This window comes from Rhodococcus sp. KBW08, assembly GCF_003852455.1.
In the GTDB taxonomy this organism is placed as follows: Bacteria; Actinomycetota; Actinomycetes; order Mycobacteriales; family Mycobacteriaceae; genus Rhodococcus_F; species Rhodococcus_F baikonurensis.
The window spans coordinates 95707-122571 of sequence record NZ_QAJJ01000008.1; the positions used below are offsets into that span (position 1 = coordinate 95707).

Consider the following 26865-nt stretch of genomic DNA (forward strand, 5'->3'; position numbering starts at 1 on the left):
GATCGGCTCACCACAAGTCCGTGAGCCGTATCCGTGTGCTCCCAGGGGGGTGGTACGCGGTCAACGAAGTGGAAAGGCCCTCATGCGAAGCTCCATCGCACGTCGTGCCGCAGTGTTCGGTTCGGCCGCGCTGCTGCTCCTCGGACCGATTACCGCGGTCGCGAACGCAGAACCGAACGAATCCGGAGTATCCGACCAGGCAGCCCATCTGCCCGTCGAACTCGCCGACGCTCTACAGCACGACTTGGCGCTGACGCCCGACCAGTTCGTCTCGCGTTCCGAACTCGCACAGAAGCTCGCGGAGTTCGCCGCCATCGCGCGCGTCCAGTTCCCCGACTCCTTTGCCGGCGTGTGGCTCGACGACCTCGGCAAGGGCGTCGTCGCTCTCGCTGACGGTCGCGACAAGGACGCCGCCCGCGAGGCCGCCGAAAAGGCCGGCTTCGAGGTCAAGGACGTCGCGCAGAGCGAGCAGGCTCTGCAGAGTCAGCTCTCGGCACTCAACTCGTGGCTCGATTCGCAGCCTGCCGAGGTCGCGGACCTCGTGCGTGGCATCGCCGTCGACGTGGTCGGCAACGGAGTTGCCCTCACGGCCGATCCGGCCGCCGGCATCGAATTGCCTGAGTTCCTGAAGCGGACCGTTGTGCACACCGCTGCTCCGCTGCTGGTTCCCCCGATCGTCGCGGACCTCGTCCCCGCAACCGGATCCGCAACCGGCGACGCCGCACTGGGCGGAGACGCCTTCGGCGCGACCTCAGGCAACACCGGACTGCGTTGTTCATTCGGCTTCAACGGCACCGACGGTTCCGGACGCACGGTCAACATCAGCGCCGGCCACTGCGACCCCAACCGCGCCGCTGCCGGTACCTCGAACTCGAGCCAGGTCTTCCCGATGGTGAACAACCAGACCGGGCCCCGTGTCGGATACTTCGCCAAGAGCAGCTTCGACGGGCGCGACTACTCGATCATCAACATCGACGACAACGCGAAGTACCGCTTCGAGAACAACAGCGTTCGGGTTCCGTTCAACCGTTCGGTCAACATCACCGGTACCGCCGATCCGGTAGTGGGCGCCCCGGTCTGCAAGGCCGGATCGACCACGGGCTTCAGCTGCGGCGTCGTCACCGGCGTCAACCGCGTCGCCAAGGTTTTGGATCACACCCTCGACAACGGCTTCACCACCAACATCTGCGTCCTGCAGGGTGACAGCGGTGGTCCCATCGTCTCCGGAACGTTGGCCGTGGGCATCACGAGTGCGTCCAATGTCGCCACCTCTCCCCTGTGCGAGATCGCGCAGGCCGAGACATTGTTCGGGCAAGAAGCACCGACGCAGTATGCGACGCCGATCAACGACATCCTCGCCGCCAATCCGGGCCTGAAGGTTCGCGACTACTGATCGCCCGCATTCCCCGAGACAGCAAAACGGGCGCCACACCTTCTGAAGGTGTGGCGCCCGTTTCGACGTTCGTGACGTCTTACCGGAAGAGCTGCTTACTGGAAGAGCGTTGTTCCGGCCGGAGCGTTCAGGACCTTGATCAGATCCATGCCCGCAACGATTGCGGTTCCGCCGCCGGCGAGGATGGTACCGGCGACTCCACCGATACCGGCACCGGTGACCATGCCGGGGAGGCAGCCGATAACCAGGCCGGGCAGACCCACGATGCAACCGATGACTGCACCGACGATCGTGCCGGTGAGGCTACCGATCTGCGTGGCAAGCCCGAGCTGTGACTGAAACTTCTCGATTGCCTTCTGATCCTCGTCAGGCGAAGCAACCGGGGTGAACTCGGCAGCGACCGGCTTCGGCTTGGAGCTGGCCGGGTCCAGGTTCGGCTTGAGGGTGAGGGTCTTGCCGTCCTCACTGACGGTCTCGTCGAACGGGAACTGAACGTCCCCGAGGTTGAACGCGAGCGGCAGACTCACGAGAGTCGCGCCCTGGCTGTTCTGCAGGTCGACGTGTGTTCCGTCACCCGATACCCGGAATGCCCCGGCATCGATGGTGGTGACAACAGCCTGGTCCACGACATCGGCGGTGTACGAAACGTCGGGTGACGTCTCCGGAGCTGCGTAAGAAGTACCTGCAGCGATGCCCGTAGCGGCAATGGTCATCGCTGCGACGGCCGCAGCTTTACGAATGAACATTTTCAATCCTCCCCGGGATCGGGCGGGCGTCAGTCGATGACTCACACCACCCGTTTCCCCTGTGCGTGACGGGCGTAACGATAACAGCCGGTCGGTTGTCCTCACCTGCTCGGAACCCGAGTTAGGGCTGCCTGACAGATGGACACCTGACGGGCACCGCCTAACGTGACGACCAGACATGTCTGCGTCTGACCAAGCCCGTCCGACGCAGAAGATTGATCTCTCCAGGCCACGAGCGGTTACCAGCCGGTACCTACAGGCTGGTAATGCTAGTTACTGGCGGGTAACATAACGCAGGTTAGTATCAGTGGGCTGTCCCGAGGTGGCCGACGCGTCGCCCTGAAACGAAAGGCCGCGACATGAATGCCCTGACGATTACGTTGGGCACGATTGGTGCTCTGCTGAGCTTGGTGTGTTGGTACATCTTCCTCTCAGGCGCGCTGAGGATGTTCAACACCGTGCGCATCGGCCAGTCGGCACCCGATCGATGGCGCCCGTTCTTCCCTCGCTTCAAGCAGATGATCATCGAGTTCATCGCGCACACGCGCATGAACAAGTTCCGCAGCGTCGGCTGGGCCCACTGGCTCGTCATGGTCGGCTTCCTCGGCGGATTCCTTCTGTGGTTCGAGGCCTACGGACAGACGTTCAACCCCGAGTTCCACTGGCCCATCTTCGGTAACACGTGGGCGTGGCACCTGTGGGACGAGATCCTCGGCCTGGGCACCGTCATCGGTATCACCACGCTGATCGTGATCCGTCAGCTCAACCACCCGCGCCTGCCCGCACGCCTGTCCCGTTTCGGCGGCTCCAACTTCAAGGCCGCTTACGTCATCGAAGGCATCGTCCTGCTCGAGGGCCTGGGCATGATCATGGTCAAGGCCGGCAAGATCGCCACCTACGGTCACGCCAACCCGTGGACCGACTTCTTCACCATGCAGGTCGCAAAGCTGCTTCCCGCCAGCCCCGTCATGATCTCGGTGTTCGCGTTCGTCAAGCTGATGACCGGCATGATCTGGCTCGCCATCGTGGGCCGCAACATCACGTGGGGCGTCGCGTGGCACCGCTTCTCGGCGTTCTTCAACATCTACTTCAAGCGTGAAGACGACGGCACCGTCGCGCTCGGCGCGGCAAAGCCCATGATGTCCAAGGGCAAAGTCCTGACGATGGAGAACGTCGACCCCGACACCGACACTCTCGGCGCCGGAAACATCGAGGACTTCTCCTGGAAGGGCTGGCTCGACTTCACCACCTGCACCGAGTGCGGGCGTTGCCAGTCCCAGTGCCCCGCTTGGAACACCGGAAAGCCGCTCTCCCCCAAGCTGCTCATCATGTCGCTGCGTGACCACGGCTACGCCAAGGCCCCGTACCTGCTCGCTGGTGGACGCAAGGACATGGGCGGCGACGAGATCGGTCTCGTCGACGCCGAAGGCAACGTCAAGGAAGCCGCACTCGCAGCCATCCCCGAGGCAGCACGCCTCGAGGCAGACCGCAAGCTCGTCGGTGAAACCGTCGAAGGTGAGATGGCCCCGGTCATCGACGCCGAAACCTTGTGGAGCTGCACCAACTGCGGCGCCTGCGTCGAACAGTGCCCCGTCGACATCGAACACGTCGACCACATCATCGACATGCGTCGCTACCAGGTCCTGATCGAATCGGAGTTCCCCTCCGAACTCGCCGGCCTGTTCAAGAACCTCGAGAACAAGGGCAACCCCTGGGGCCAGAACTCCAAGGACCGTCTCAACTGGATCAACGAGATGGACTTCGAGATCCCCGTCTTCGGCAAGGACGCCGACAGCTTCGAGGACTACGAGTACCTCTTCTGGGTCGGCTGCGCCGGCGCCTACGAAGACCGTGCCAAGAAGACCACCAAGGCCGTCGCCGAACTCCTTGCCACCGCGGGAGTGAAGTTCATGGTCCTCGGCGCCGACGAAACCTGCACCGGCGACTCCGCACGTCGTGCCGGCAACGAGTTCTTGTTCCAGCAGCTCGCAATGCAGAACATCGAGATGCTCAACTCGGTCTTCGACGGTATCGAACAGAAGAAGCGCAAGATCGTCGTCACCTGTGCGCACTGCTTCAACGCTCTCGGCAACGAGTACCCGGAGGTGGGCGGCGACTACGAGGTCGTGCACCACACCCAGCTGCTCAACCGTCTGGTGCGTCAGAAGAAGCTGATCCCCGTTGCATCCGTGAGCGAAGACGTCACCTACCACGACCCGTGCTTCCTCGGACGCCACAACAAGGTCTACGACGCTCCCCGTGAACTCATGGAAGCCTCAGGCTCCAAGCTCGTCGAAATGCCGCGTCACGGCGAACGTTCCATGTGCTGTGGTGCCGGTGGTGCTCGCATGTGGATGGAAGAGAACATCGGCAAGCGCATCAACGTCGACCGAGTCGACGAAGCGCTCTCCACCAACCCCAAGAAGATCGCCACGGGTTGCCCGTTCTGCCGCGTCATGCTCACCGACGGCGTCACTGCCCGCCAGGAGCAGGGCCAGGGCGAAGGCGTCGAGGTCGTCGACGTCGCGCAGCTGATGCTGAACTCCGTCACCCGCCTCGATCCCGCCCAGCTCGGCGAGAACATCAAGGTGATCCCGCGTGAGAAGGCACCGGTCGCTGCCGAGGCAAAGGCTGAGACCGTCGAGCAGGATCGGGTCGCCGAAGTCGAGGAAGCCGCCGCGACTCCGGAAGCCAAGGCTGCACCGGCAGGCAAGGGTCTGGCCATGAAGGGCCTCGCCAAAGCACCAGGTGCAAAAGCTCCCGGCGCCAAGGCACCAGGCAAGGGCCTCGGAATGGCCGGCGGGGCAAAGGCTCCCGGCGCCAAGAAGGCAGCTCCCGCCGCAAGCGCGGAAGCTCCCGCTGCCGAAGATGCTGCACCGGCCGCACCCGCGGCAAAGCCCAAGGGGCTCGGTCTTGCGGGCGGAGCCAAGGCTCCCGGCGGCAAGGGACTGCAGATGAAGGGCGCCGCCAAGGCACCCGGAGCAAAGGCCGCTGCAGCACCGGCAGCGGAAGCTCCGGCAGCGGAAGCTGCTGAGGCTGCTGCACCCGTCGCCAAGCCGAAGGGTCTGGGCCTGGCGTCCGGCGCCAAGGCTCCGGGTGGCAAGGGACTGCAGATGAAGGGCGGAGCCAAGGCTCCTGGCGCGAAGGCTGCTCCGGCTGCCGCTGCGCCTGAAGCACCTGCTGCTGCGGCTGCGCCTGAGGCGCCGACGGAGGCTCCGGCTGCCGAGGCTCCCGCCGCCCAGGCGGAAGCCCCGAAGGCTCCACCGGTCGCCAAGGCAGGCGGGCTCGGATTCAAATCGGGCGCAAAGGCGCCCGGTGCCCGGAAGGCAGCTCCGGCTGCAGCTCCCGCACCTGCTGCGGAGGCACCGGCAACGAAGACCGAACCCGTGAAGGCAGAACCCGCTGCAGACGCACCTGCCGAGGCGTCTGCACCCGCGGAAGCTGCGGCACCCGCTGCGGCGCCGCCCGCCCCCAAAGCAGGCGGACTCGGCTTCAAGGCCGGTGCAAAGGCTCCCGGCCGCAAGAAGTAAGCGCACCACTCGCGAATGCCCTCACCGTCATGGTGGGGGCATTCGCTTTGTCTGGAGCCCGAGGTCGGCCTGTCAATCTGCGACAAGCATCACCGCACCACGCGCACCACGCGCACGCCCGACGCCCCTTTCCTGCTGCCGTCCGATGACGTAGCGCCCCGGAGCGATTCCGGTCGCGCCGTGCTCCGGATGGATGAGGTAAGCGGTCACCTGGGTGTCGAGCACGCCGAGTGCAAGGCCCCGAGCGTCTTTCACCGGTGTCGACCACGCGCACTCCCCTACGTCTGCAACCAGACTGTGAGGGTTCCCGCCCGCCGCGCTTCGCAGCAGTTCCACTCCCGAGAGTGGAACGTTCACGGATCGAGTCCACGGTAACGGCGTGACGATATTTGCGAGCAGCGAAAACGGGATCACGATGAGATCGCCCTGCGCTTGAAGACCGTCGACGACAGGAATGGACACTTCCTTGTCGAGATAGTCGAAGACGTCGAGGCCGGTGAGGGTGGTGAGAGCGGACAAGGTCATGTTCGAGTTCATAAGTATCACCAAGGGGTTAGAGGGTTCGAGGTTGTGTGTGTGAGGTTCAGGTTCGACGAACGAGGCGTGCATAGTCGGCACCGGTGATGCCGTAGGTCCAGCCGGCTGCATCCAGCGCGGACGTGAACCATCCGGGCACATGCAGTCCGTATCGCCGCCGATGCCCGTCGCGTTCCAGAGAGCCGTTGACCGCGAGCAGGATTCGCCCACTTCGGCCCCAGCCTTCCGGCGACGCGTAGAGCTGTAGCAGGCAACCGACATTGCCCGGATCATCGGTTTCGTCGACCAGTGTCAGTCCGGCGCTCTCGATGTAGGTATCCCAGCCGATGCGTTCGATCGCGCACCGACGGATCTCGACATTGCGCTCCAGTGCGATCCGTTCGGCGGACGGGTCGAGCACCACCCAGTCGGGAACGATCGCCCCATGCAGAACGAATGTATGTGCGCCGTCTCCGAATTCAATTGCAGGGCCATCAGAATGGTGCAGTCGTCGCTCTCCCAGCGTGCTGCCCGGTATCGGTTCGCTATGCACGGCGCCGGGTCGTTCAGCCATGATGCACAGGTTGTCGAACGCCCACCACCACCCGGTCGAGTCAGCGAGTGCGGTCTGCACGTCCAGGAGTTCACGATCTTCCGAATCGAAGGTCGCGAGACCGTATCGACGGAACGTGTCGTAGTACGCGATTCGATGGGCTTCCTGCTGTCCGTACCAGGTCACTCCGCCTGCCATCGGGGTCGACATCGTTCGTATCGCGACCGCGACTCCGTCGAACAGCGTGGTGTGCAACGATTCCCAAACGGACGCCCTGATCAGGCGCTGCCTCTGCCGGCGTTCTATCTGCCAGTCAGCTTTCCGACCTTGGATACTCGCGTTCATACGTCGGCGCGATGACGCGAACATGCTCGCGATATGTCCGGACGGGCAGTCGAGTCCGGCGCCGTCGAAGGACATCGTGGTCGACAAACCTTCGGCGGCGATCAGATCCGAACCGGCACGGGGAGACGGAACCCAGACAAACTCCGGTTTCGGGAGTCCGGATCGCCGATATAGTTGCGCGACAGCAGATTCTGCAGTGGATCGATCGGCCGGACGTGTACACAAGCCGCGTTCGAGCCATACATCGCGGACTGCTTCCAAGGCCTGATTGTCTACATCGAAGATATCGATGTTCTCGGTCGATGTCGCTCGACGTGACGTCGACGAGCGAAACGGTGCGGCGCTCACGCGACGGTGGCGGTGTCCGCCTTTCCTGTAGTCATAGTTCTACAGCGTGGCACGCAAATGCTACGGACGCAAGGGTTCCTTGAGTGTGACGCCGAGAACCGGCCACCGATCCCCACACCGAACATCCTCTCCAGCGCCGCGAAACCGGTTCGAAATCCACGACGTTCGTGGGTTCGCCGGCCGCGTCACACACGGCCGACCGGTACCCACCGGTCGCACCGCCGAGGACGTGCGCTGGAACGAGAAGCTCCGCGAAGACCAGCTCGGTGACGCGGGGTGGCGGGTCGGTCATTGCGGGCTTCGCACGCAGCCGCGGGGTCGTCAGCTACCGATCGCAGGCTTCCACAGCTCCAGCGTCGGGATGTCTGGTGGGGTGAACCCGAGTACCTGCCCGTAGAAGGACAACTCGGCGTTGCGTGAGCTGATGATGGTCGACTGCTTACGGAATCCGTGCGATTCACCCTCGTAGGCCAGGTAGGCATGCGGAATACCCTTGGCTACCAATGCATCCCGGAATCGTTCCGCCTGCGAGGGCGGCACGATCGGATCGTCGAGGCCCTGGAGCAACAACACCGGGCAGTTCAACCCGTCGACGTTGTTGAGCGGAGCACGTTCGGCGTACAGGTCGGCAGATTCCGGCAGTGGACCGATCAACCCGTCGACGTAGCGCGACTCGAAATCGTGAGTTTCCTGCACGAACAGGTCCAGTTCTGCCACCCCGAAATAGGAAGCACCACAGGCGAACACGTCGGACGTGGTCAGTGCGGCCAGAACAGTCCATCCGCCGGCAGATCCACCCTCGACGGCGAGGCGGGCCGGATCTGCGAGCCCCTGCTCGGCCAATCCGGTGACGGCGGTGACGACATCCTGCACGTCGACGACACCCCACTGACCGCGCAATCGATTACGGTACTCACGTCCGTATCCGGTCGACCCGCCGTAATTCACATCCACCACTCCGATTCCGCGGCTGGTGAAGAAGGCGTAGACGAGGTTGAGGGCCGGTGCGACGTGCGCCGTCGGGCCGCCGTGAACAAACGCGACGTACGGCGGCAGTTCGCCGTCGAGTCCTTTGTATCGCGGACTGCGCGGCGGATACGCAACGGCGTGAACTTCTCGCCCGTGTCCGTGAGCCACGACTGCTCGCGCTTCCGGAAGATATGCAGACTCGGGCAATTCTTCGACCGACGAACGGATTTCGGTCAGTTTTCCGGTACCGAGGTCCAGTTCACGTAGCGCGCCCGCCAGTTTCGCGCCTCCCGAGACGAGCAGCAACCGGTCGCCGCGAACCTGCATGAGGCCGATACTGGTGACCCCGGGGATCTCGATGTCGCGTAGTTCTCCCGACGCGGGATCGAGCACCCCCAGGGTGTCGGTTCCCACGGTGCGCGCGGTGAGAAGGTGGCCGTTGTCGAGTTCGACGAACCAGCGCGCACCGAAACGCCACTGTGGCCCACCGAAATCCGCCTCCACCGGGCAGATCGGGGTGATCTCGGCGCCGACGCGATAGATGTTCCACCAGCCGCTGCGATCGCTGATTGCGAAAAGTTCGTCGTCGGTGATCCACTCCGGTTGCAGGACCGACTCTTCGGGTCCGCCGATCAGTACGGAGTAGTCCTGAGCGACGCCGTCGACTAGTGGAGCTACGCGCAGTTCGGTACCGTCCCAGGGCATTTGCGGATGGTTCCACGCGATCCAGGCGATCTTGGTTCCACTCGGCGAAAGCCTCGGTGACGAAAGGAAGTCCGAGCCGCCGACGATCGAGCGGATCTCGCCGGAACCGTCCAGCGGAATCGAGCAGATATCGCGAGTGATCGCCCCGTCCTCCGCGTGCGCTTCCCGAACCGCCCACACCTCACCGTTCACGATCTGCAGGTCTGCGTATCGCAACGCGGCCGGCGACGCCGGTTCGGGCGTCAGAGCCCGCGGAGTGACTCCTTCGAGGATGTACACCCGTTGATCGGAGAATTCACTGAAGACCAGTTTTCCGGACTCCGTGACAGTCCAGGCGCCACCGCCGTACTCGTGAACCCTCGTCCGCGCGTTCCACGGCGCCGGGAGGATGTCGACTGGTTGGTTGTCGAGACCGGATCGACGAATCGACGTCCGACCACTCTCGGTCGGACGAATTTCAGCCCACCAGATCTCGTCGCCGACGTATCGTCCGCCCTCGACAGGGTGGCCACCTGCAGCCAGATCAGCTGCTCCGATCGGAGAAGTCCACGATCCGTACGGGGCTGCAATCTGCTCGCTGGGGGTCATCGCTCGACAATAGCCAACTGGTCGCGCGACACGGTCCCCGACAATGCACTTGCACAGTGGTGGAATCATGTAACTCGTGAGCACACCAGAACCCGTCCGCCACCGTCAGCCGCAGCGCGAGCTGGAGCAGTCGTCGAAGCTCCAGAACGTCCTGTACGAAATCCGTGGACCGGTGCACGCGCATGCCGCCCGGCTGGAGGCGGAAGGGCACCGGATCCTCAAGCTCAACATCGGCAACCCGGCACCGTTCGGATTCGATGCCCCCGACGTGATCATGCGGGACATGATCGCTGCGCTGCCCTATGCGCAGGGCTATTCGGAGTCGAAGGGCATTCTGTCGGCGCGGCGCGCAATCGTGACGCGCTACGAACTGGTTCCCGGCTTCCCCGAGCTCGACGTAGACGACATCTACCTCGGCAACGGTGTCTCAGAGCTGATCACGATGACCATGCAGGCCCTCCTCAACAACGGCGACGAGGTGCTGATCCCGGCACCGGACTATCCGTTGTGGACCGCGATGACGAGCCTGTCCGGCGGTACACCCGTCCACTACCTCTGCGACGAGGCGAACGACTGGAATCCCGATATCGCCGATATCGAATCCAAGATCACCGACAAGACCAAGGCTCTCCTCGTCATCAACCCGAACAACCCCACGGGTGCGGTGTACTCGATGGAGGTTCTGCAGCAGTTGGTCGATCTGGCGCGCAAGCATCAGCTTCTGCTCCTCGCCGACGAGATCTACGACAAGATCCTCTACGACGACGCAAAGCACATCTCGCTGGCGACGCTCGCCCCTGATCTGCTGTGCCTGACGTTCAACGGCCTCTCGAAGGCCTACCGTGTCGCGGGCTACCGCTCCGGCTGGGTCGCGATCACCGGGCCGAAGGATCATGCGGCCGGCTTCCTCGAGGGTCTCGATCTCTTGGCGTCGACGCGGCTGTGCCCCAACGTCCCCGGACAGCACGCCATTCAGGTGGCCCTCGGTGGGCACCAGAGCATCGAAGACCTGATCCTGCCCGGCGGTCGTCTTCTCGAGCAGCGCGACGTCGCCTGGGAGAGACTGAACATGATTCCGGGCGTTTCGTGTGTCAAACCACGCGGCGCGCTCTACGCCTTCCCTCGTCTGGATCCGAACGTCTACGAGATCCACGACGACGAGAAATTGGTGCAAGACCTGCTACTCCAGGAGAAGATCCTGATGGTTCAGGGCACCGGGTTCAATTGGCCCAATCACGATCACCTTCGGATCGTCACGCTCCCGTGGGCCCGAGATCTTGCCGTCGCCATCGAGCGATTCGGCAACTTCCTCACCAGTTACAAACAGTAGATTCTCCGGCTGAATCCGGCTGAAATCGAGTAAACAATTCGTTGTACAAATGCCCCGTAAACGTAAAACGACGGGGCATTTGTGCGACCTTGGTCACATTTTTCGCAAACCACACGGTTTGATTGACACTTTAACTATTTAGTGACCTGCCCTGATGTGAAAACGGTCCAACCGGTACGTGATTCGTTGCGGAATTGGTAGTTGGACAACGCGCCAAATCGGTTTGAAATTGGGTACATTAGTTATCAGCACTTCGGTGCCGCGAGCACCTGGTATCCCTCCCCCCCCTGTGGATACCAGGTTGGTGGCGGGGACAACCCCCCCTGTTCCCCGCCACCCAGCTCGACCAATCCCCGTTTCACACCCCCTCATCGGTAGCACCGGTTTTCACGGGCACTGCCTTTCGTCGGCACTGCCTTTCACCGACACTGCCTTTCAACACTGCCTTCAGAAGCTGACCATTCGCTTCGGAGCCGATAACATTGCACCGGTGCAAATCCCCAGTCCGACACTCAGTTTCCGATGAGTCACGGCCACGGCCACGGTGGACCCATTCAGATCGGCCCCACCGCCTCACGCGTCGTCATCGGCTTGCTCGTCGTCATCGGCATGATCGTCGTCGCGGCAGCAATCGCACTGTGGCCGGACAAGAACACCATCCCCGTCCCACTCCCTTTTCAGAATGCCGACGGCAGCTCGGTGGAAACCGAGGCGGGCACGGTCACCATGCAAGACCTCGGCGACTGCGGGAGTTCCTCCGCTGGAAGGGTATTCGTCGGCGCCCCGCAACCGCCGCCCACGTCGGCCTATCAATGCCAGCGGAGCATCGTCGACATCGAATCCGGGCCGAATGCCGGAACCAAGACACTGCTCGAGGTCATCCCGGGCGCCGGTCAACCGGATCTACGAGTCGGTGACCACATTCGTCTCGTGCGTCAGACGGACCCGAACGGCAATACTCAGTACTCCTTCGAGGACTATTCGCGTGGACTCCCGCTGGCACTGATCGCTTTGGCGTTTGCCGTAGTCATCATCGCTGTTGCGCGGTGGCGCGGATTGCGCGCTCTCGTCGGACTGGTGATCGCATTCGGCGTTGTCGTCGGATTCCTCCTGCCCGCCTTGCTCGACGGCAAGCCTGCGATACCGGTTGCACTGGTCGCCGGCGCGGTGATCTTGTACGCGGTTCTCTATCTGGCGCACGGTGTCTCACTCAAAACCAGTTCGGCATTGCTCGGCACCCTCGCCGCGATGGTGCTCGCGGCGGTTCTCTCCTATCTCTGTATCGAACTGACCCATCTCACCGGGTTGTCCGAAGAGCAGAACACCAATGTGCAGACATACATCGAACACATCGACATCACGGGCCTGCTGCTGGCGGGCTTCATCATCGGATCGCTCGGTGTTCTCAACGACGTCACCATCACCCAGGCATCTTCGGCATTCGAGTTGGCCGAACTCGACAAGCACGCTCCTCGCCGAAAGGTGTTCAGTGGGGCGATGCGGGTCGGACGCGATCACATCGCCAGCACTGTCTATACCTTGGTCCTCGCGTACGCCGGCGGGGCGCTGCCACTGCTGTTGCTTTTCAGTGTCAGCGGGCGCCCACTTCAAGACGTGTTGGTCGGTGACGCCGTCGCGATCGAAATCGTCCGGTCCGCGGTCGGCGGAATTGCTCTGGCTCTTTCGGTTCCGCTCACCACCGCAATCGCCGTCATTCTCGCGCGCCCGCCCGGTAGTGCGGTCAAGACCGGCCCCACGTCAGGTGGACGCCACTCCAAACGCTGACAAAGGGTCTCAGAGTCCGGGGATCGGCGGGAGGACCGGCAACAGAATCGGCGGCAGCCCCGGAATGTAGATCGCGGGCGGCGGAGGTGCGGGTGCAGGCGCCGGCGGCACATAGGTGTCCTGCACAACCGGCGGGGCCTCGACCACCGGTGGCGCTTCCTCCGTCGTGGGCGGGGGCGGAGTCGTCGTGGGCGGGGGCGGCGGAGTCGTCGTGGTTGTCGGTGCCGTCGTGGTCACCTCGGTTGCCACAGGTCCGGCTTCGTCGGAATCACCGAAGACCTTTCCGCCATAGCCCAACCCCAACCCGACGATGACGACTGCCGCGATCACACCGGCGCCCAGGCCGGCGAAACGCAGCGGATTCCTCGGTTCCGTGGACGTGGTTTCCGCAGTCTGTGTACCGGCAAGCCACGACGGGTGCGCGGTTCCTGCTCCTACTCCCTCGTCTTCGCGCACCGCCGAGTACGCCTGGGCGTCAACCATCACGGCCTCGGTGTCGGCGTCACGTTCTGTGCCGAATCCGTCCGTGGCCGGGTCGCTGACGGCGACCGCGAGATCTGCGGCCGGATCGAATCGTTGCTCGTGTCGGTTCGGTCGCGGCTGCGGCAGATCCGCAGCATACGGACTCGACATCTGTTCCTGTGGAACAGACTTCGTCTCGGCAGCGACCTCCGGCCGTTCCGATTCGGGGAGCGTAGCGACTCCTCCATGACTGAACGCCTGTACCGGGACAGGCACCTCTGCCGGTGTGTGAATCGGATAGGGCGCGAAGATCGGTGCCACCGCAGGGACCTGGACCGGTGCAGCGACAGGTCGTGACGACGGCGCCAGGGACGACTCCGCGATCAGTGCAGCGCCTTGCGCAGCCACCAGTTCAGGCTGTTCTGGCGCGATGACGGGGCAATCCAGCCACGCAGCGAGCGTCGCCCGCACGATCGGGATGCGCGCACCGCCACCGATGAGGACAATCGCGTCCGGGTTACGGCCGGACGTTGCGATGACCTCCCGTATTTCTCGGGCAAAGGCCTCCACCGACGTGATGACCAACGAATCGAAAACTTCCCGCGACAGCAGGAGAAGCCCACCGGGACCGGGCAGGCACACCGCGCTCCGTGTGGACAGTTGTTCCTTGGCAAGTCGGCATCGCGACTGCAGTTCGGAGTCGCCGCCCGGGTCGGCCGGCGTCGAGATTCGGCGGCGTACGGTCTGGTCGGAGTAAACGAGGTCGTCGAAGTGGTCGCCGCTGATCCGAGTCGACCGAGCAGTCACGACGGTAGACCTCGAATGCCTGTCCACAACGCTGATCGTCGATCCCGAGCTACCCATGTCGACGACGACAAGCGTGCTCTGGTCGGTCAGCGCACCGGGTTCCTCGAGCATCCGAAGCGTGGCTGTAACTTCGGGAATCAACTCGAAGTTGCCGATGCCTTTCTGCTCGAACGCGGCCTGGAGTGCACCGGCTTGCGCTTGATCGCGGTAGGCGACGACCGTTTGACTGCCAACGCCGACATTCTCGGCCAATGCCACCTTCGTTGCTTCTGCGGCGATTTCCTCGGGAACGTCGCGTCCGCGATCGACCGCTCTCGATCGAAATACCGGACCACGGTGGTCGGGCGTCCCCGGGCGCGCCAAACGCACAGCGCTGGCTCCCACCGTCACACCCAATACCAAGTTCATGATCCACCTTCGTCGACCGTGGACGGGTCCTGTCAGCAGACCCCGTCATTCCCCGGCCGGAAGTCTACCCACTAGGGGTGGTCTACAAGGTTCGCGCATCGCATCTAACGCCTAATCGCAGCTACTTTTTCGCTACCTGGACGTTCGACCTACCGCCCCAATCCGCGATAGTTCCATCCAGCAGCACGCCAGACCTCCGGATCGAGGCAATTTCTGGCGTCGACGATGACGCGTCGACGAACGAGCGGATCCAGATCGGCGGGCACGAGCGAGGCAAACTCGTCCCATTCGGTCGCAATCAAGACGACATCAGCGTTCTTGCAGGCGTCTGACGTGGAGGTTGCGTAGTGAAGGGTGGGAAAGAGTCGGCGAGAATTGTCCATTGCCTTCGGATCGAAGACGGTGACTGCCGCCCCGTGCAACTGCATCATTCCTGCGACGTTGAGCGCAGGCGAATCGCGCACATCGTCGGATTCCGGCTTGAATGCAGCCCCCAGCACCGACACGTTAGCTCCCAGCAAACCATCATCACAGGCCGCCGTCACCAGCTCGACGGCTTTCGTCCGTCGTCGCATGTTGATGCTGTCGACCTCGCGAAGGAAGTACAACGCTTGGTCCACACCCAGTTCTCCGGCCCGCGCCATGAAAGCCCGGATGTCCTTCGGCAGACATCCCCCGCCGAACCCCAACCCCGCATTCAGAAACCGTCTGCCGATCCGATCGTCGTATCCGAGAGCGTCAGCCAACATCGTCACGTCGGCCCCGGTGGCCTCGCACACCTCCGCAATCGCATTGATGAAGGACACCTTGGTGGCGAGAAATGCATTCGCCGATCCCTTGACCAACTCGGATGTCGCCAGGTCGGTCACGAGAAACGGCACCCCCGCGCCCAATATCGCGGCATACACCTCACGAAGAACACCTTCGGCGTTTCCCGGTCGATCACGATCGATCCCCAGAACCAACCGATCAGGTCTCAAAGTGTCCGCGATGGCGTGCCCCTCACGCAGGAACTCCGGATTCCAGGCCACCTCTACTGCTGCGCCCGCCGGCGCGCCGGCACGTAGTCGCTCGCCGAGAGCGGCAGCCGTACCTACCGGAACCGTCGACTTGCCGACGATCAGAGATGGCCGTCGCAACAACGGCGCCAGCAGATCGATCACCGAATGAACGTGGCTCAGATCCGCGCCGTACTCCCCTTTCTTCTGCGGAGTCCCCACACCGACAAAATGAATGTCGGCAAAATCTGCGGCATCGGCATAGGACGTCGTGAACCGGAGCCGACCCGACTCCAGATTCTTTTCCAGCATGTCGGTCAGACCCGGCTCGAAGAACGGGACCTCCCCACGGGACAACTTGTCGACCTTGGACTGGTCGATGTCGACCCCCAGCACGTCGTGACCCAATTCGGCCATACACACAGCGTGGGTCGCGCCCAGGTATCCCGTTCCGAACACGGTCATCTTCATGTGTTGTTGGTATGCGTCCGAACTTTCCGAAACGCGTACGCCAGATGGGCGCGAAACCAACATCGGGCGTACGACGAGTGCGTCGCGCGTGCAACCTATGCTTCTGCCATGCACGTTCTCTTCGTTTGTACGGGAAACATCTGCCGATCACCCACGGGCGAACGCCTCGCACGTGCATATGCCGCCGAAGCCGGGATCATCGGATTCACCGCGTCGAGTGCTGGAACCCGGGCGATGGTCGGGCACCCGATCGAGCCGACGGCCGCGAGGGTTCTCGCGGGACTCGGCGGCGACCCCACGGAGTTTCAAGCTCGACGCATGACAACAGCGCTGGCCTCGGACGCCGACCTCATTCTCACGATGACCGAAAGTCAGCGAGACAAAGTCCTGGCGATGGCTCCGGCGCGGCTGAAGCGCACGTTCACCCTTCGAGAAGCCGCACGGTTGGGCTCGCTCGCGGATGCAGGAACGGTCGACGACCTCGCCGCCGCCAGGCCCCGATTTCGTGCCACCGAACCCGAGGACGTCCTGGATCCGATGGGTAAGGAAGAGAATGTGTTTCACGAGATCGGACTTCAGATCGCCGATCTCGTCGGCCCACTGCTCAGCCGACTTCGCTTCGGTGAGCGCTGAGCGAGGTCACCGCGGTCAACTGCGGTAGCGATTTGTCCGACTCGTAGTAATAGCTGTACTCGTACGCATTGCGTCCGCGAGACGGCGTCATCGTGATGACAGTGCCGAGGACGTGCGCACCCACACTCTGTAGGTTTCCGACCGCGCGCGCCAGTTGATCGCGCTTCGTGGAGCCGTGTCGGGCGATCACCAGAGCGCCGTCCGACATCGCGGCCAAAACCGCGGCATCCGTGACGGGGAGCAACGGCGAGGCGTCGATGATGACGTAGTCGTAGCGCGCCCGCAGTTCCCCGAGAACATGTTTGGCCGTGTCCGTACCGAGTAGTTCGCTCGGGTTCGGGGGGATCGGTCCGGAGGCGAGCACAGTCAGTCCGTCGAACTCGGTCGGCTGAAGCACATCGTCCAGCGTCGCTCGACCGGAGAGCACCGAACTGACGCCGACACTTCCGATCAATCCCAAGTACTTCGATACTCGCGGCTTGCGGAGGTCGCCTTCCATCAGGCACACCGATTTGCCGGCCTCCGCCAAGACGAGAGCGATGTTCACGGCCGTGGTCGTCTTACCCTCGGAGGGAAGCGAACTCGTGACGACGATGACACGCGGTGGATGGTCCACCTCGAGGAACTGAAGGTTGGTGCGCAATTCACGGAAGGCTTCGGCACTCACGGAATTTCCGTCACTGAAAGCGATCGCGTGATTGACCTCGACCTCCTTGTCGAACGGGATCGTGCCCACCATCGCCGAACCCGCAATCTCTTCCACCGTTCGACGATCCTTCACCGTGTTGTCGAGCCGATCACGAATCAACGCAAGCGCGATTCCCGACACCAGCCCCGCCACGGCTCCTAGAGCGAGGTTGCGTGAAGTCTTAGGTGACACGGGAACAGTCGGCTCTTGGGCCTGCTGCTCGACGACCACACGCGCAGGCGGCGTTCCGCCGTTCTCAGGCGTCTCCAGTTCCTTTGCCAGTGAGACGAATTCGGACGACAGAGTATCTGCAATCTCCCGCGCGAGTTCCGGTGAAGGATCCTTGACTCCGAGGTCGATCAGCACAGTGTCGGGCGCCGACGTCGCAGTAACCTTGGACGCCAACTCGTCAGCCGACATCCCGCCGACCACTCTCGGCCCCAGTACGTCGATCGTCCGCTGCGCGAGAGTTCGGCCGGTCAGGAGTTTTGTATAGGACAGAACACGCTGCTGTGACAGCTGGCTACCTTGAAGTGCCTCGTTGACCGAGGTACCCGCCGACGTCGAAACGAAAAGCCTCGTCGAGGCCTGGTAGACGGGCGTCGAAAGAAGAGAAGCGCCAAGGGCTCCCAGGATTCCGAGCACCGTTACAGCAGCGACGATTCGCCATCTGGCTTGCAATATCTTCAGGTAGTCGACAATTTCCATCTTGATGTCTCCTTCGGCTCACGCATGCCCACTGCGGGTCTGAGCGGTTCTTGCCGGTCAGACCGCGAGGGCGAACCGGGCTTTCTCAACTTCGATATCGATCAACTGCAGCAGGCACGATGCCTGGTACTTACGGACGTCCCAATCCGCGGTAAGTCCAACCAGCGCCGCGCCAGTCTTCGGGGGAAAGGCAATTGCGCCCGTCGACGATCACCTTCTTGCGAACCACCGAATCAAGATCGGACGGCTGCAACTTCAAGAATTGGGGCCACTCGGTCAACACCAGGACGACATCAGCACCTTCGCAGGCCTCCAACGCATTTGCCGAATAGGTCAACGTCGGGAACAGCGCACGCGAATTGTCCATGGCCTTCGGGTCGTACACGTTCACCGCAGCACCTTGGAGCTGAATCTGGCCCGCGACATTGAGCGCCGGCGAGTCACGAACGTCGTCCGAGTCCGGCTTGAACGCGGCACCCAGAATTGCAACTCTCGCGCCGAGCAGCGATCCGCATGCCTCCCGTGCCAATTCGACCATGCGTGTACGTCTGCGCATGTTGATGTTGTCGACCTCGCGAAGGAACGTCAGTGCTTGGTCGGCACCTAGTTCACCGGCGCGAGCCATGAATGCACGGATGTCCTTCGGTAAGCAGCCTCCCCCGAAACCAATTCCCGCGTTGAGAAATCGACGTCCGATCCGAACGTCGTATCCGATCGCGTCGGCGAGCACTGTGACGTCGGCACCAGCAGCCTCGCACACTTCGGAAATGGCGTTGATGAACGAGATCTTCGTGGCCAGGAATGCGTTCGCTGATGCTTTGACCAACTCCGCCGTAGCCAGGTCCGTGACGAGAAAGGGAATCCCCTCATCGACAAGGTCTGCATATACCTCGCGCGCAACAGATTCCGCGCGTCCGTGTCGATTGCGGTCGACCCCGAGCACCAGACGATCGGGATGCAATGTGTCCTGGACGGCAAATCCCTCACGGAGAAACTCGGGATTCCACGCCACTTCGACGGCGTCGCCACTCGGTGCCAGTTCCCGCGCGCGCTTACCGAGCCGTTCTGCGGTGCCCACCGGTACCGTGGACTTCCCGAAGATGACCGAGGGCTTGGTGAGTAGCGGTGCCAGAGTCTCGATCACGGCATCCACGTAGATCATGTCCGCAGCGAACTCGCCCTTTTTCTGCGGCGTACCGACCCCGAGGAAGAACACGTCCGCAAATTCAGCGGCTTCCTCGTAAGACGACGTGAACTTCAGTCTTCCTCGATCGATATTTCTTCGTAGAACCTCACGCAAACCTGGCTCGTAGAAAGGAACTTCCCCTGCTGCCAGTTTCTCCAGCTTTGCCGCGTCGACATCCACTCCGAGGACCTCGTGACCGAGTTCGGCCATACAGGCCGCGTGTGTCGCGCCCAGGTATCCCGTGCCGAAAACTGCTATGCGAGTGCTCATGATGCTCGATCTACTTTCTCGAGAGTGTGTGAAGTGTTGATGGGATGGGAAATTCACGTACGTAGGGCACCGATGTTGTCGCGGTACCACGAGACCGTCGACGCGATCCCTTCGCACAATCCGATGGTCGGCCGCCATCCAAGCTCTCGAATCATGCTCACGTCCAGAAGTTTCTGCATCGTTCCGTCAGGCTTCGAGGTGTCCCATCGCGTCTCGCCGGTGTATCCGACCTCGTCGGCAACCATCGAAGCGATCTCACGAATTGTGTGATCCTCACCGGTTCCGACATTGACATGCGATGAACCGTCGTAGTTGTCGAGCAGATGCAGACACGCCGACGCGAGATCGTCGACATGCAGAAATTCACGGCGAGGATTGCCACTCCCCCAGTTGACAACCAACGGCACTGCCGACGACTGCGCCTCGTCGTAACGCCGAACGAGGGCGGGAAGTACATGCGATCCGCGCGGCGAGAAATTGTCGCCCGGGCCGTACAGGTTGGTGGGCATCGCCGAGATCCAGGATCGACCATGCTGTCGTCTGGCAGCTTGGACATGGAGTATTCCTGCAATCTTTGCAATTGCATAGGCATCGTTGGTCGGCTCGAGATGCCCGGTGAGCAGGTACTCCTCCTTGATCGGCTGCGGCGCCAATTTCGGGTAAATGCACGATGATCCGAGGAACAGGAGACGCTCGACGCCGTGTGCAAGCGCAGCGTCGAGCACGTTCACCTGGATCCGAAGATTCTCCGACAGGAAGTCGACGAGGAACGCGCTGTTCGCCGCAATTCCACCAACTTTTGCTGCTGCGAGGATCACATTGGTCGGCTTTTCGCGGGCAAAGAAATCGAAGACAGCGTCCCGGTCACGCAAATCGAGTTCGGCGGACGACTTTCCGAGAAGGTTCGTGAAGCCTTCGGATTCCAGGTGCCGCAACACCGAGGAGCCGACCAATCCTCGATGTCCGGCTACGTAGAACGGTGCGCCTCGATCGAGCGCTCGCGCTGCGAACGAATCTCTCATCGCGTCGCCAACCAGTCGGGAAGTGCCGGAGTGTCGATCCACGGGCGCCCCTCATGTTCGAGCGCTTCGATGTCTGCGTCGACCATGATCCGGGCCAGTTCGGGGGTGTGCACTCCGGCCTTCCACCCGAGTTTGCGCTCGGCGTGGCTCGGATCCCCGATCAAGGCGTCGACCTCAGTCGGACGAAGGTACCGCTCGTCGAATCGCACGTGATCTTCCCAGTTCAGACCCGCATGTTCGAAAGCGACTGTCAGGAAGTCGCGCACCGAATAGTTGCCACCGGTGGCGAGCACAAAATCCTCAGGCTCGTCGACCTGCAACATGCGCCACATACCCTCGACATACTCCGGCGCATATCCCCAATCACGAATCGCGTCGAGATTACCCATGTACAGATGATCCTCGATCCCTGCCTTGATACGCGCCACCGCACGCGTGATCTTGCGCGTCACGAACGTCTCACCGCGCCTGGGAGACTCGTGATTGAACAGAATCCCGTTCACCGCGAAGATCCCGTACGCCTCACGGTAGTTCTTCGTAATCCAGTACGAGTACACCTTCGCCGCACCGTAGGGAGAGCGTGGATAAAACGGCGTCTCCTCGTTCTGCGGCGGTGGCGTCGCACCGAACATCTCAGAGCTCGACGCCTGGTAGAACCGGCAGTCGAGCCCCGCCATCCGAACCGCCTCGAGAAGACGGATCGACCCCACACCCGTCGTGTTCCCCGTGTGTTCGGGTTCGTCGAAGCTGACCCGGACGTGAGACTGCGCAGCAAGGTTGTACACCTCGTCCGGCTTGATCTGCGCGAGCAGCGTCACCAGGCGCGCTCCGTCACTGAGGTCACCGTAGTGAAGGAAAAGCCGCGCATCCACATGGTGGGGGTCCACATAAATGTGGTTGATCCTCGAAGTGTTGAACGTCGACGATCTACGGATCAGTCCGTGAACCTCGTAGCCTTTGGAGAGCAGCAACTCGGCGAGGTACGAGCCGTCCTGCCCCGTGATTCCGGTAATCAGTGCGCGTTTCATCCTGCGTTCCTTCCGTTGCGGGACAGCCCGCCTGATAGTTGCGAAACCACGGTTGTGGTCCGTATTCCTCCGAATCGACCGGCAGTCTTGATCTCGCTCATGCGTGTCCTCTCGAACGGCCGAGGAACTTTCGAATGTCGCGCGATGCCAACCGGACGAATGTCGAGTTACCGAACAGGTAGCGCCGCCACAGACGTTTGGGTTCCGATGCAAGTCGATACAACCACTCGAATCCCGAATTTCGTACGAAAGACGGTGCCTCAGAAACGGTTCCGGCCAAGAAGTCGAAGGCCGCGCCGACACCGACGGCCACGTAGTCGGTTCGATCCGCTATCGCCTTCGTGACAAAATCCTGTTTCGGCGCTCCCAAGCCGACCCACACGATGTCCGGCGCCGACGGACCGACCTTCGTGATGATGTCATCGACGAACTCCTTGCTGAACGCGGCAAACGGCGGGGCGTAAGTGCCAGCCACCGTGATGCCCGGGTACAACTCTTCCACTCGATCCGTCAAAAGACTCAACGTCTCTTCTGTCGTGCCGACAAAATGGTGACGAAGGCCGTAGCGGCGCCCCTTGTCCAAGGTGGCCTCGAAGAACGATGGACCCCGGACTGGTCGAACACCGACGTGATCGGAAGCGGTGGCGCCGATAAGGCGCATCACCCAACTGACCGGGGTTCCGTCTGCGAAGTTCACACCGGGACCCTTCAAAATCGCGGAGTAGTCACGATCGTTGTGCGCCGCCGACACGCAGTAGGAATTCGACAACCTCACGGAGACTCCGGTTCCCGCTCCCTCTCGTCTGTCGTTGACTACCCAATCAGTAGCTCCCTCGAGGTTGGTCGCGGCAAACGGAATGCCACCCACCTCGATGACCTCGAACGGACTGCTCATCTGTCTCACCACTTTTCAGCGTTCCTTTGTTGACGTTCATTGCACTGGCCGTAGCTGCGCGACAAGACCGATTTCAACCGAGATCGAGTCCAATCACGCTGCGGTTCAAAGAGAGAAAGCTCTGTCTCGACAACCGATCGAGCGATACGCGAGACGAGAGTCGACGCCGGCGCAACCGGGATCGCCACGGCGTTCCTACCGGCCAGTGTCGGTACACCGCCGAGATCCAAACAGACCACCGGCAGGCCCACGGCCGCTGCTTCGGCCGCCACCCAGCCGCCCGAATCGTGCATGCTCGGGAAGAGCAGAACGGAGGAGGCCCCCATCTCGCCCACCACTTCCGATCTGTCGCGCCACCCGCGAAGCGTGATCTGACCGCGGCGATACGGAAGCGACATCTCAATCCGCCCGCGGGCGGGTCCCTCCCCGACAAAGGTCATGGACCACTCGGTGCCCAGCTGCTCGAGCGCATCCAGAATCAGATCGATTCCTTTGTACTGCAACAGTCTCCCTACGAACAAGAGTCTTCGTTTCGGCCTGGGTACCGTTTGCTTCTCGATTCCGTCGTAGTCCAGGACACAATTGGGTTGGACGACGACGTTGCGTGCCCGCGGTGCGCCACGTCCGCTGTCGGAGTTCATCGCGATGAAAGTGTCGACTCGTCCTGACATGAAGATGTGTGTCAGTGACCGAGCGGCTTTCGTCGAGCAGGTCCGAACTGCCGTGGTTGCCAGATACCGCAAACCGATGCGCTTGGCGAGTGGCATCGGCGGGTAGGTGTTGCCCCCGGCAGGCCCCCATACGAGTCGTGCGCCGCCGGCTCCACCGAACAGCACCGGTGGGGGCAGCCAGTCGGACGCGAACGTTGCATGGTGCAGGACGTCGAAGTGTGCCGCTTCACGACGAACGAACAGTGAAGTGTGCCAGAGCCATCGGAGATATCGACCGTACGATCCGGCTTCTTCCGCGGTCAAAGTCGCTATTCGTACGACACGAACTTCGCAACCGAGCTGTTCACATTCTGATTCCAATGTGGGAGCCTCACCGGAGCGAGTCACCACCGTGATCGACTCACACAGTTCGGAAGCCGCCGAGAGAAGCGCCCAACCCGCCCCGGATTCACTCCCCTGATTCGGATCGCAGGCGTATGCCGTCATCAACAACCGTGTCATCGCGCTACCTCGAGCCTCTGTGCGCGCGGCATCCGTGAACCGCGGTGGCCGAATTGCTCTGAGAACCAACCGATGTTTCGTGCACCGTTGTCGAGAACCACGCGTTTGATCCGTGGGCTGATCAGGGCAGCGGGGATCAACGTCGCCGACGCGAGTACGAGCAAAGCGCGTTTGGCAATCTGAACCGTCAGCAGTGGCAGTCCGAGCTGTCCCTGACAGACCGCGAGGATTCGTCCGTTGTTGACGTACCGGGCGAAGAGCCAGGAGTCCCGACGCCGTTCCTCGTCGACGGGTTCGTACGCAAGCGCCTCGTCGCACCACAACAGCCGGACACCGCCGGCACTCATCCGGAGCGTGAACTCGGTGTCTTCGCCGCCAGATAGATCCCAGTCGTCACTGAAGTTCAAGCCGTTCAAAGCCTTCAGGTCCCACAACAGATTTCCAGCACCTGCCGACGCAACCGGCGTCCCGGTCGAATGTCGAACGCGAGTGTGCAATGGAAGTTCCGAGGCGGGCAGGCCCACCGGAATCACGGGACCGGCCACAGCACCTGCGTCGAAATCTGCGGCGCAGGTGAGGAGATTCGACAGCCAGTCGACGTCGACGTACTCGTCGTCGTCGACGAAGATGATGTATCGACGATCTCGTGCACGGGCGAGATCGACCAGCGCACGTCGTGCCGGAGATACCCTGCCGAATCCGAGATGCAATCGTTCGATCCCGTCTGCGACATATGTCGGCGTCGTGGATTCCGGATCGTTTTCGCCCACCACGATTTCGGCCTCGACGCCGGCGCCCTCGATCGACGCCTTGACACTCTCGACGCACACAGCAAGTGAGGCTTCTCGACGGAACGTCAGAATCGCGACCATGACGCCGCTCAGGTTCTTCATGAGAGATCAACTTTCGGTCGAGAGGTGTGATTCATCGAGACCAGGAGTGCGACGCTCGCGCTGACACACGCCGACAGCGCCAAGGCTCCAGCGACATAGACGGCATCGTCGGACAGTCCGGCCCCGAGAACGATCAGAAACTGCACCGGCAGCAGCACTGCGCGGAATGTGTTGAGGGTTCCGGTCTTGTCCAGGACGCGGATCGACGTGCCGACGCCCAGAAGAATCCCGTTGAACGCCACCGCCAGCCCGCACATCAGAATGACCGGTATCAAGTTCGGAAAGTGCGTCCCGACCAGATGATCCATCAATCGCACTCCCGAGAGTCGAATCTCGAGCGTGAGACAGATCAGCGAAACGCAGATGATCGAAACCCAGAAGACCTGCAAGCCCACTCGGCGACCGAGTGCCATGCACTCGGCCGGGCTCATCGCTTCGACACCACTGCCGAACTTGCGCATCAGAATTGGCGAGATGCCCGCGAACATCAAGGACAGTGGACCGAGCAGTGTCTGGGCAGTTCTGATCTCACCGATCATCGAGATCGACGCCACCACGGTCAGTATCAAGAACATCGCCTGCTGCGCAGCTGATCCCATCAATATCTCGATCGCAAACGGCACGGATCTGTACCGGTGAGTGCGTGAGTACCTGATTGACGGCACCGGCGGTATCAGACGCATGGTTGCGTGACCGAGAACGAGCGCGACGAAGACACCGACCGTATAGGTCACGAGTGCAAGTGTCAGATTCTCGACCAGGAAAGCTGCTATAAGGACGAACGAGAGTGTCACGATCTGTATCGACGCAGAGATCCAACTCGCACCGTCGTGCATCAGCATCGTGCGTATCACGTCGAACACCACGAAACCAGCTGCAGCCAAGGCGTATACCGTGAGATTCATCGAGTCCGAGCCGGCAATCAGGAACAGAGCCCACACCGATGTCACTGATACCGCCGCCAGCGCGATCGTGGGTGCCAACGCCGGTCCGCGCTCGTCGGTCCTCGCCCCTCGTGACAGCCAGACGTCGACGCCGATCGCTCGCCCCAGTGCCAGTGCCAACAGACCCGCCGATTGAATCACGGCAATCTGTCCGACTTCGATCGGACCGCCGAGTCGTGCCACCGAGGTGAGGACGACAAAAGTGAGGATGCTCGAAAGCGCCTGATCCGCCATGAATGTCACATGTCGAGTGCGATCGTTCACGATCTCACCTCGTTGATGAGCTCACGCATCGACGTCGATGCCTTGCCCGATGTGAAGCGATTCGAGTAGTGACGATATGCGGATTTACGTATCGCCGATCGGTCGCCCGCTCCGAAGATCCGGTCGAGGGCCTCGCGAATCGACGACTCATCCAAGGAATGGAGAGGCGTTCCGCCAGGTCCGACAATGTCCGCGAGAGCGCCGCTGGTTGCGTAGATGACCGGGGTGCCAACCGACATCGATTCGATCGCAACGCGTCCGAACGGCTCTGCCCATTGAGACGGCACCACGGACGCCGCACTGTCGCGGAGTATCTCGATCACATCTTCGTGTGAAGTGAATCCGGCCAGCGTGACGTTGTCGCGAGCTGCGCTGATGCTGGAGATCTCGGCGTACTGCGGTCCGTCACCGAGCACTGTGAGCGAGGGACTTCCCTCGTCCTGTGGCCAGTTGCGCACCAGGTCCAGGACACCCTTCTCCGGTGTCAGTCGGCTCACGCAGACAACCGAATCAGTGCTCCGAAACGCGGGTTCGTTTTCTTCGAATCCGAAGTTCGGACGAACCACGACGCGATCGGAATCGATCAGTGGCCCCTCGATCAGCCGCGCTGTCATCGCGCTCGTTGCCACGAACCTGTGCTGCTTCCATCCCAAGACGCTCAGCTTGACTGCCGCAGCACTCAAGTAGCAGACAAGGCTCTGAAGTCGGCTGTTGCCGTAGCATCCGTTGCGGACACAGCTCGAGAAGTAGTTCGTGGAACCACATTCGGTGCACGTGCCATCCCCGCGCAACTTGGCTGACGGTGTGGCCAGGCGGTAGTTCCGAACCGCCTGCAGCGTAGGAATTCCGGCTGCTCGCGCAGCCACGAGCAACGAGGCCGAAAACGCAGGCCAGAGATTGTTGACGTAGACGACGTCAGGCCGCTCCGAACGGATAATACGAAACGCGTCGACAAGTACCCGCGGGCTGAATACTGCTGTGACTGCCGCCCACGGTCCCCCGGCGATCTCGGAGTTGTCCGTGGTGCACCGAACCGTCTCGTATCCGATCGATTCGAGGAGCTTGGATTCGTTCGCAAAGCTCTGTTCCTCGCCACCCGGGTTCCGATAGATCGCATGGAACATCAAGGCTTTCGGCTGCGTGGATCCACCGGCGGGCGTTAGAGTCACATCAGGCTTCGAACGCGCTACATCGAACGTCTTGTACAT

At 62.1% G+C, this 26865-nt stretch carries 21 protein-coding genes; 5 read left to right on the top strand and 16 right to left on the bottom strand.

Annotation, left to right across the window (positions count from 1 at the left end; all coding sequences use genetic code 11):
* The first annotated feature begins 82 nt into the window (after nt 1-82).
* Entirely contained in the window at nt 83-1393 is a 1311-nt protein-coding gene (locus DBV08_RS10055) for a S1 family peptidase (protein ID WP_124567346.1), read from the top strand.
* 95 nt (nt 1394-1488) lie between these two features.
* Here DBV08_RS10055 and DBV08_RS10060 read toward each other — a convergent pair whose 3' ends face one another.
* Nucleotides 1489-2139: an ammonium transporter gene (locus DBV08_RS10060; protein ID WP_124567347.1), complete on the bottom strand. Its 651-nt coding sequence runs from the start codon at nt 2137-2139 to the stop codon at nt 1489-1491.
* A gap of 359 nt (nt 2140-2498) precedes the next feature.
* Here DBV08_RS10060 and DBV08_RS10065 point away from each other — a divergent pair, with 359 nt between their 5' ends.
* On the top strand, nt 2499-5669 hold the full coding sequence (locus DBV08_RS10065) for a (Fe-S)-binding protein (protein WP_124567348.1): 3171 nt from the start codon (nt 2499-2501) through the stop codon (nt 5667-5669).
* Nucleotides 5670-5741: 72 nt separating this feature from the next.
* Here the strand turns inward: DBV08_RS10065 and DBV08_RS10070 are convergent, their stop codons facing one another.
* The 4 genes from DBV08_RS10070 to DBV08_RS10085 are packed head-to-tail and all read right to left on the bottom strand — an operon-like array spanning nt 5742 to nt 9693.
* Nucleotides 5742-6206 carry a hypothetical protein gene (locus DBV08_RS10070; RefSeq protein ID WP_124567349.1) on the bottom strand — a complete coding sequence of 155 codons (465 nt, stop codon included), beginning with the start codon at nt 6204-6206 and terminating at the stop codon, nt 5742-5744.
* A 46-nt stretch (nt 6207-6252) separates the two neighbouring features.
* Nucleotides 6253-7431: a DUF6745 domain-containing protein gene (locus DBV08_RS10075; RefSeq protein ID WP_124567350.1), complete on the bottom strand. Its 1179-nt coding sequence runs from the start codon at nt 7429-7431 to the stop codon at nt 6253-6255.
* Nucleotides 7432-7462: 31 nt separating this feature from the next.
* Nucleotides 7463-7723 carry a hypothetical protein gene (locus DBV08_RS10080; RefSeq protein WP_124567351.1) on the bottom strand — a complete coding sequence of 87 codons (261 nt, stop codon included), beginning with the start codon at nt 7721-7723 and terminating at the stop codon, nt 7463-7465.
* Nucleotides 7724-7752: 29 nt separating this feature from the next.
* On the bottom strand, nt 7753-9693 hold the full coding sequence (locus DBV08_RS10085) for a prolyl oligopeptidase family serine peptidase (protein WP_124567352.1): 1941 nt from the start codon (nt 9691-9693) through the stop codon (nt 7753-7755).
* A 76-nt stretch (nt 9694-9769) separates the two neighbouring features.
* Here DBV08_RS10085 and DBV08_RS10090 point away from each other — a divergent pair, with 76 nt between their 5' ends.
* Together DBV08_RS10090 and DBV08_RS10095 are read left to right on the top strand one after the other, a co-directional pair.
* Entirely contained in the window at nt 9770-11023 is a 1254-nt protein-coding gene (locus tag DBV08_RS10090) for a pyridoxal phosphate-dependent aminotransferase (RefSeq protein WP_003943683.1), read from the top strand.
* Between the two features lie 522 nt (nt 11024-11545).
* Nucleotides 11546-12808 (top strand): YibE/F family protein, encoded by a 1263-nt coding sequence (locus DBV08_RS10095; RefSeq protein ID WP_124567353.1) that lies wholly within the window; start codon nt 11546-11548, stop codon nt 12806-12808.
* 9 nt (nt 12809-12817) lie between these two features.
* Here the strand turns inward: DBV08_RS10095 and DBV08_RS10100 are convergent, their stop codons facing one another.
* A complete protein-coding gene (locus DBV08_RS10100) occupies nt 12818-14485 on the bottom strand; it encodes an Hsp70 family protein (protein ID WP_260395482.1) in 1668 nt (555 codons plus the stop codon).
* Between the two features lie 149 nt (nt 14486-14634).
* Complete coding sequence (locus DBV08_RS10105) at nt 14635-15954, bottom strand: UDP-glucose/GDP-mannose dehydrogenase family protein (RefSeq protein ID WP_124567355.1); 1320 nt, start codon at nt 15952-15954, stop codon at nt 14635-14637.
* Between the two features lie 108 nt (nt 15955-16062).
* Here DBV08_RS10105 and DBV08_RS10110 point away from each other — a divergent pair, with 108 nt between their 5' ends.
* Complete coding sequence (locus DBV08_RS10110; protein ID WP_124567356.1) at nt 16063-16587, top strand: low molecular weight phosphatase family protein; 525 nt, start codon at nt 16063-16065, stop codon at nt 16585-16587.
* Here DBV08_RS10110 and DBV08_RS10115 read toward each other — a convergent pair.
* The 9 genes from DBV08_RS10115 to DBV08_RS10155 form a co-directional block, all read right to left on the bottom strand.
* Nucleotides 16559-17983, bottom strand: a complete 1425-nt coding sequence (locus DBV08_RS10115; RefSeq protein WP_124567357.1) for a polysaccharide biosynthesis tyrosine autokinase — start codon at nt 17981-17983, stop codon at nt 16559-16561. The two genes, DBV08_RS10110 and DBV08_RS10115, sit on opposite strands and share 29 nt — an antisense overlap.
* Before the next feature lie 130 nt (nt 17984-18113).
* On the bottom strand, nt 18114-19439 hold the full coding sequence (locus DBV08_RS10120; protein WP_124567358.1) for a UDP-glucose/GDP-mannose dehydrogenase family protein: 1326 nt from the start codon (nt 19437-19439) through the stop codon (nt 18114-18116).
* Between the two features lie 53 nt (nt 19440-19492).
* On the bottom strand, nt 19493-20461 hold the full coding sequence (locus tag DBV08_RS10125; protein WP_185564566.1) for a GDP-L-fucose synthase: 969 nt from the start codon (nt 20459-20461) through the stop codon (nt 19493-19495).
* Entirely contained in the window at nt 20458-21489 is a 1032-nt protein-coding gene (gene gmd, locus DBV08_RS10130; protein WP_095971940.1) for a GDP-mannose 4,6-dehydratase, read from the bottom strand. Before gmd ends, DBV08_RS10125 begins: the two co-directional genes overlap by 4 nt.
* 97 nt (nt 21490-21586) lie before the next feature.
* A complete protein-coding gene (locus DBV08_RS10135; protein WP_124567360.1) occupies nt 21587-22384 on the bottom strand; it encodes a WecB/TagA/CpsF family glycosyltransferase in 798 nt (265 codons plus the stop codon).
* A gap of 5 nt (nt 22385-22389) precedes the next feature.
* Nucleotides 22390-23556 (bottom strand): glycosyltransferase family 4 protein, encoded by a 1167-nt coding sequence (locus DBV08_RS10140; protein WP_124567361.1) that lies wholly within the window; start codon nt 23554-23556, stop codon nt 22390-22392.
* Nucleotides 23553-24449: a glycosyltransferase family 2 protein gene (locus DBV08_RS10145; protein ID WP_124567362.1), complete on the bottom strand. Its 897-nt coding sequence runs from the start codon at nt 24447-24449 to the stop codon at nt 23553-23555. Before DBV08_RS10145 ends, DBV08_RS10140 begins: the two co-directional genes overlap by 4 nt.
* The gene (locus DBV08_RS10150) at nt 24446-25657 is read right to left on the bottom strand and encodes a hypothetical protein (RefSeq protein ID WP_124567363.1); all 1212 of its coding nucleotides are present in this window, start codon (nt 25655-25657) and stop codon (nt 24446-24448) included. The genes DBV08_RS10145 and DBV08_RS10150 overlap by 4 nt, the downstream gene beginning before the upstream one ends.
* Entirely contained in the window at nt 25654-26865 is a 1212-nt protein-coding gene (locus DBV08_RS10155) for a glycosyltransferase family 4 protein (RefSeq protein ID WP_124567364.1), read from the bottom strand. Before DBV08_RS10155 ends, DBV08_RS10150 begins: the two co-directional genes overlap by 4 nt.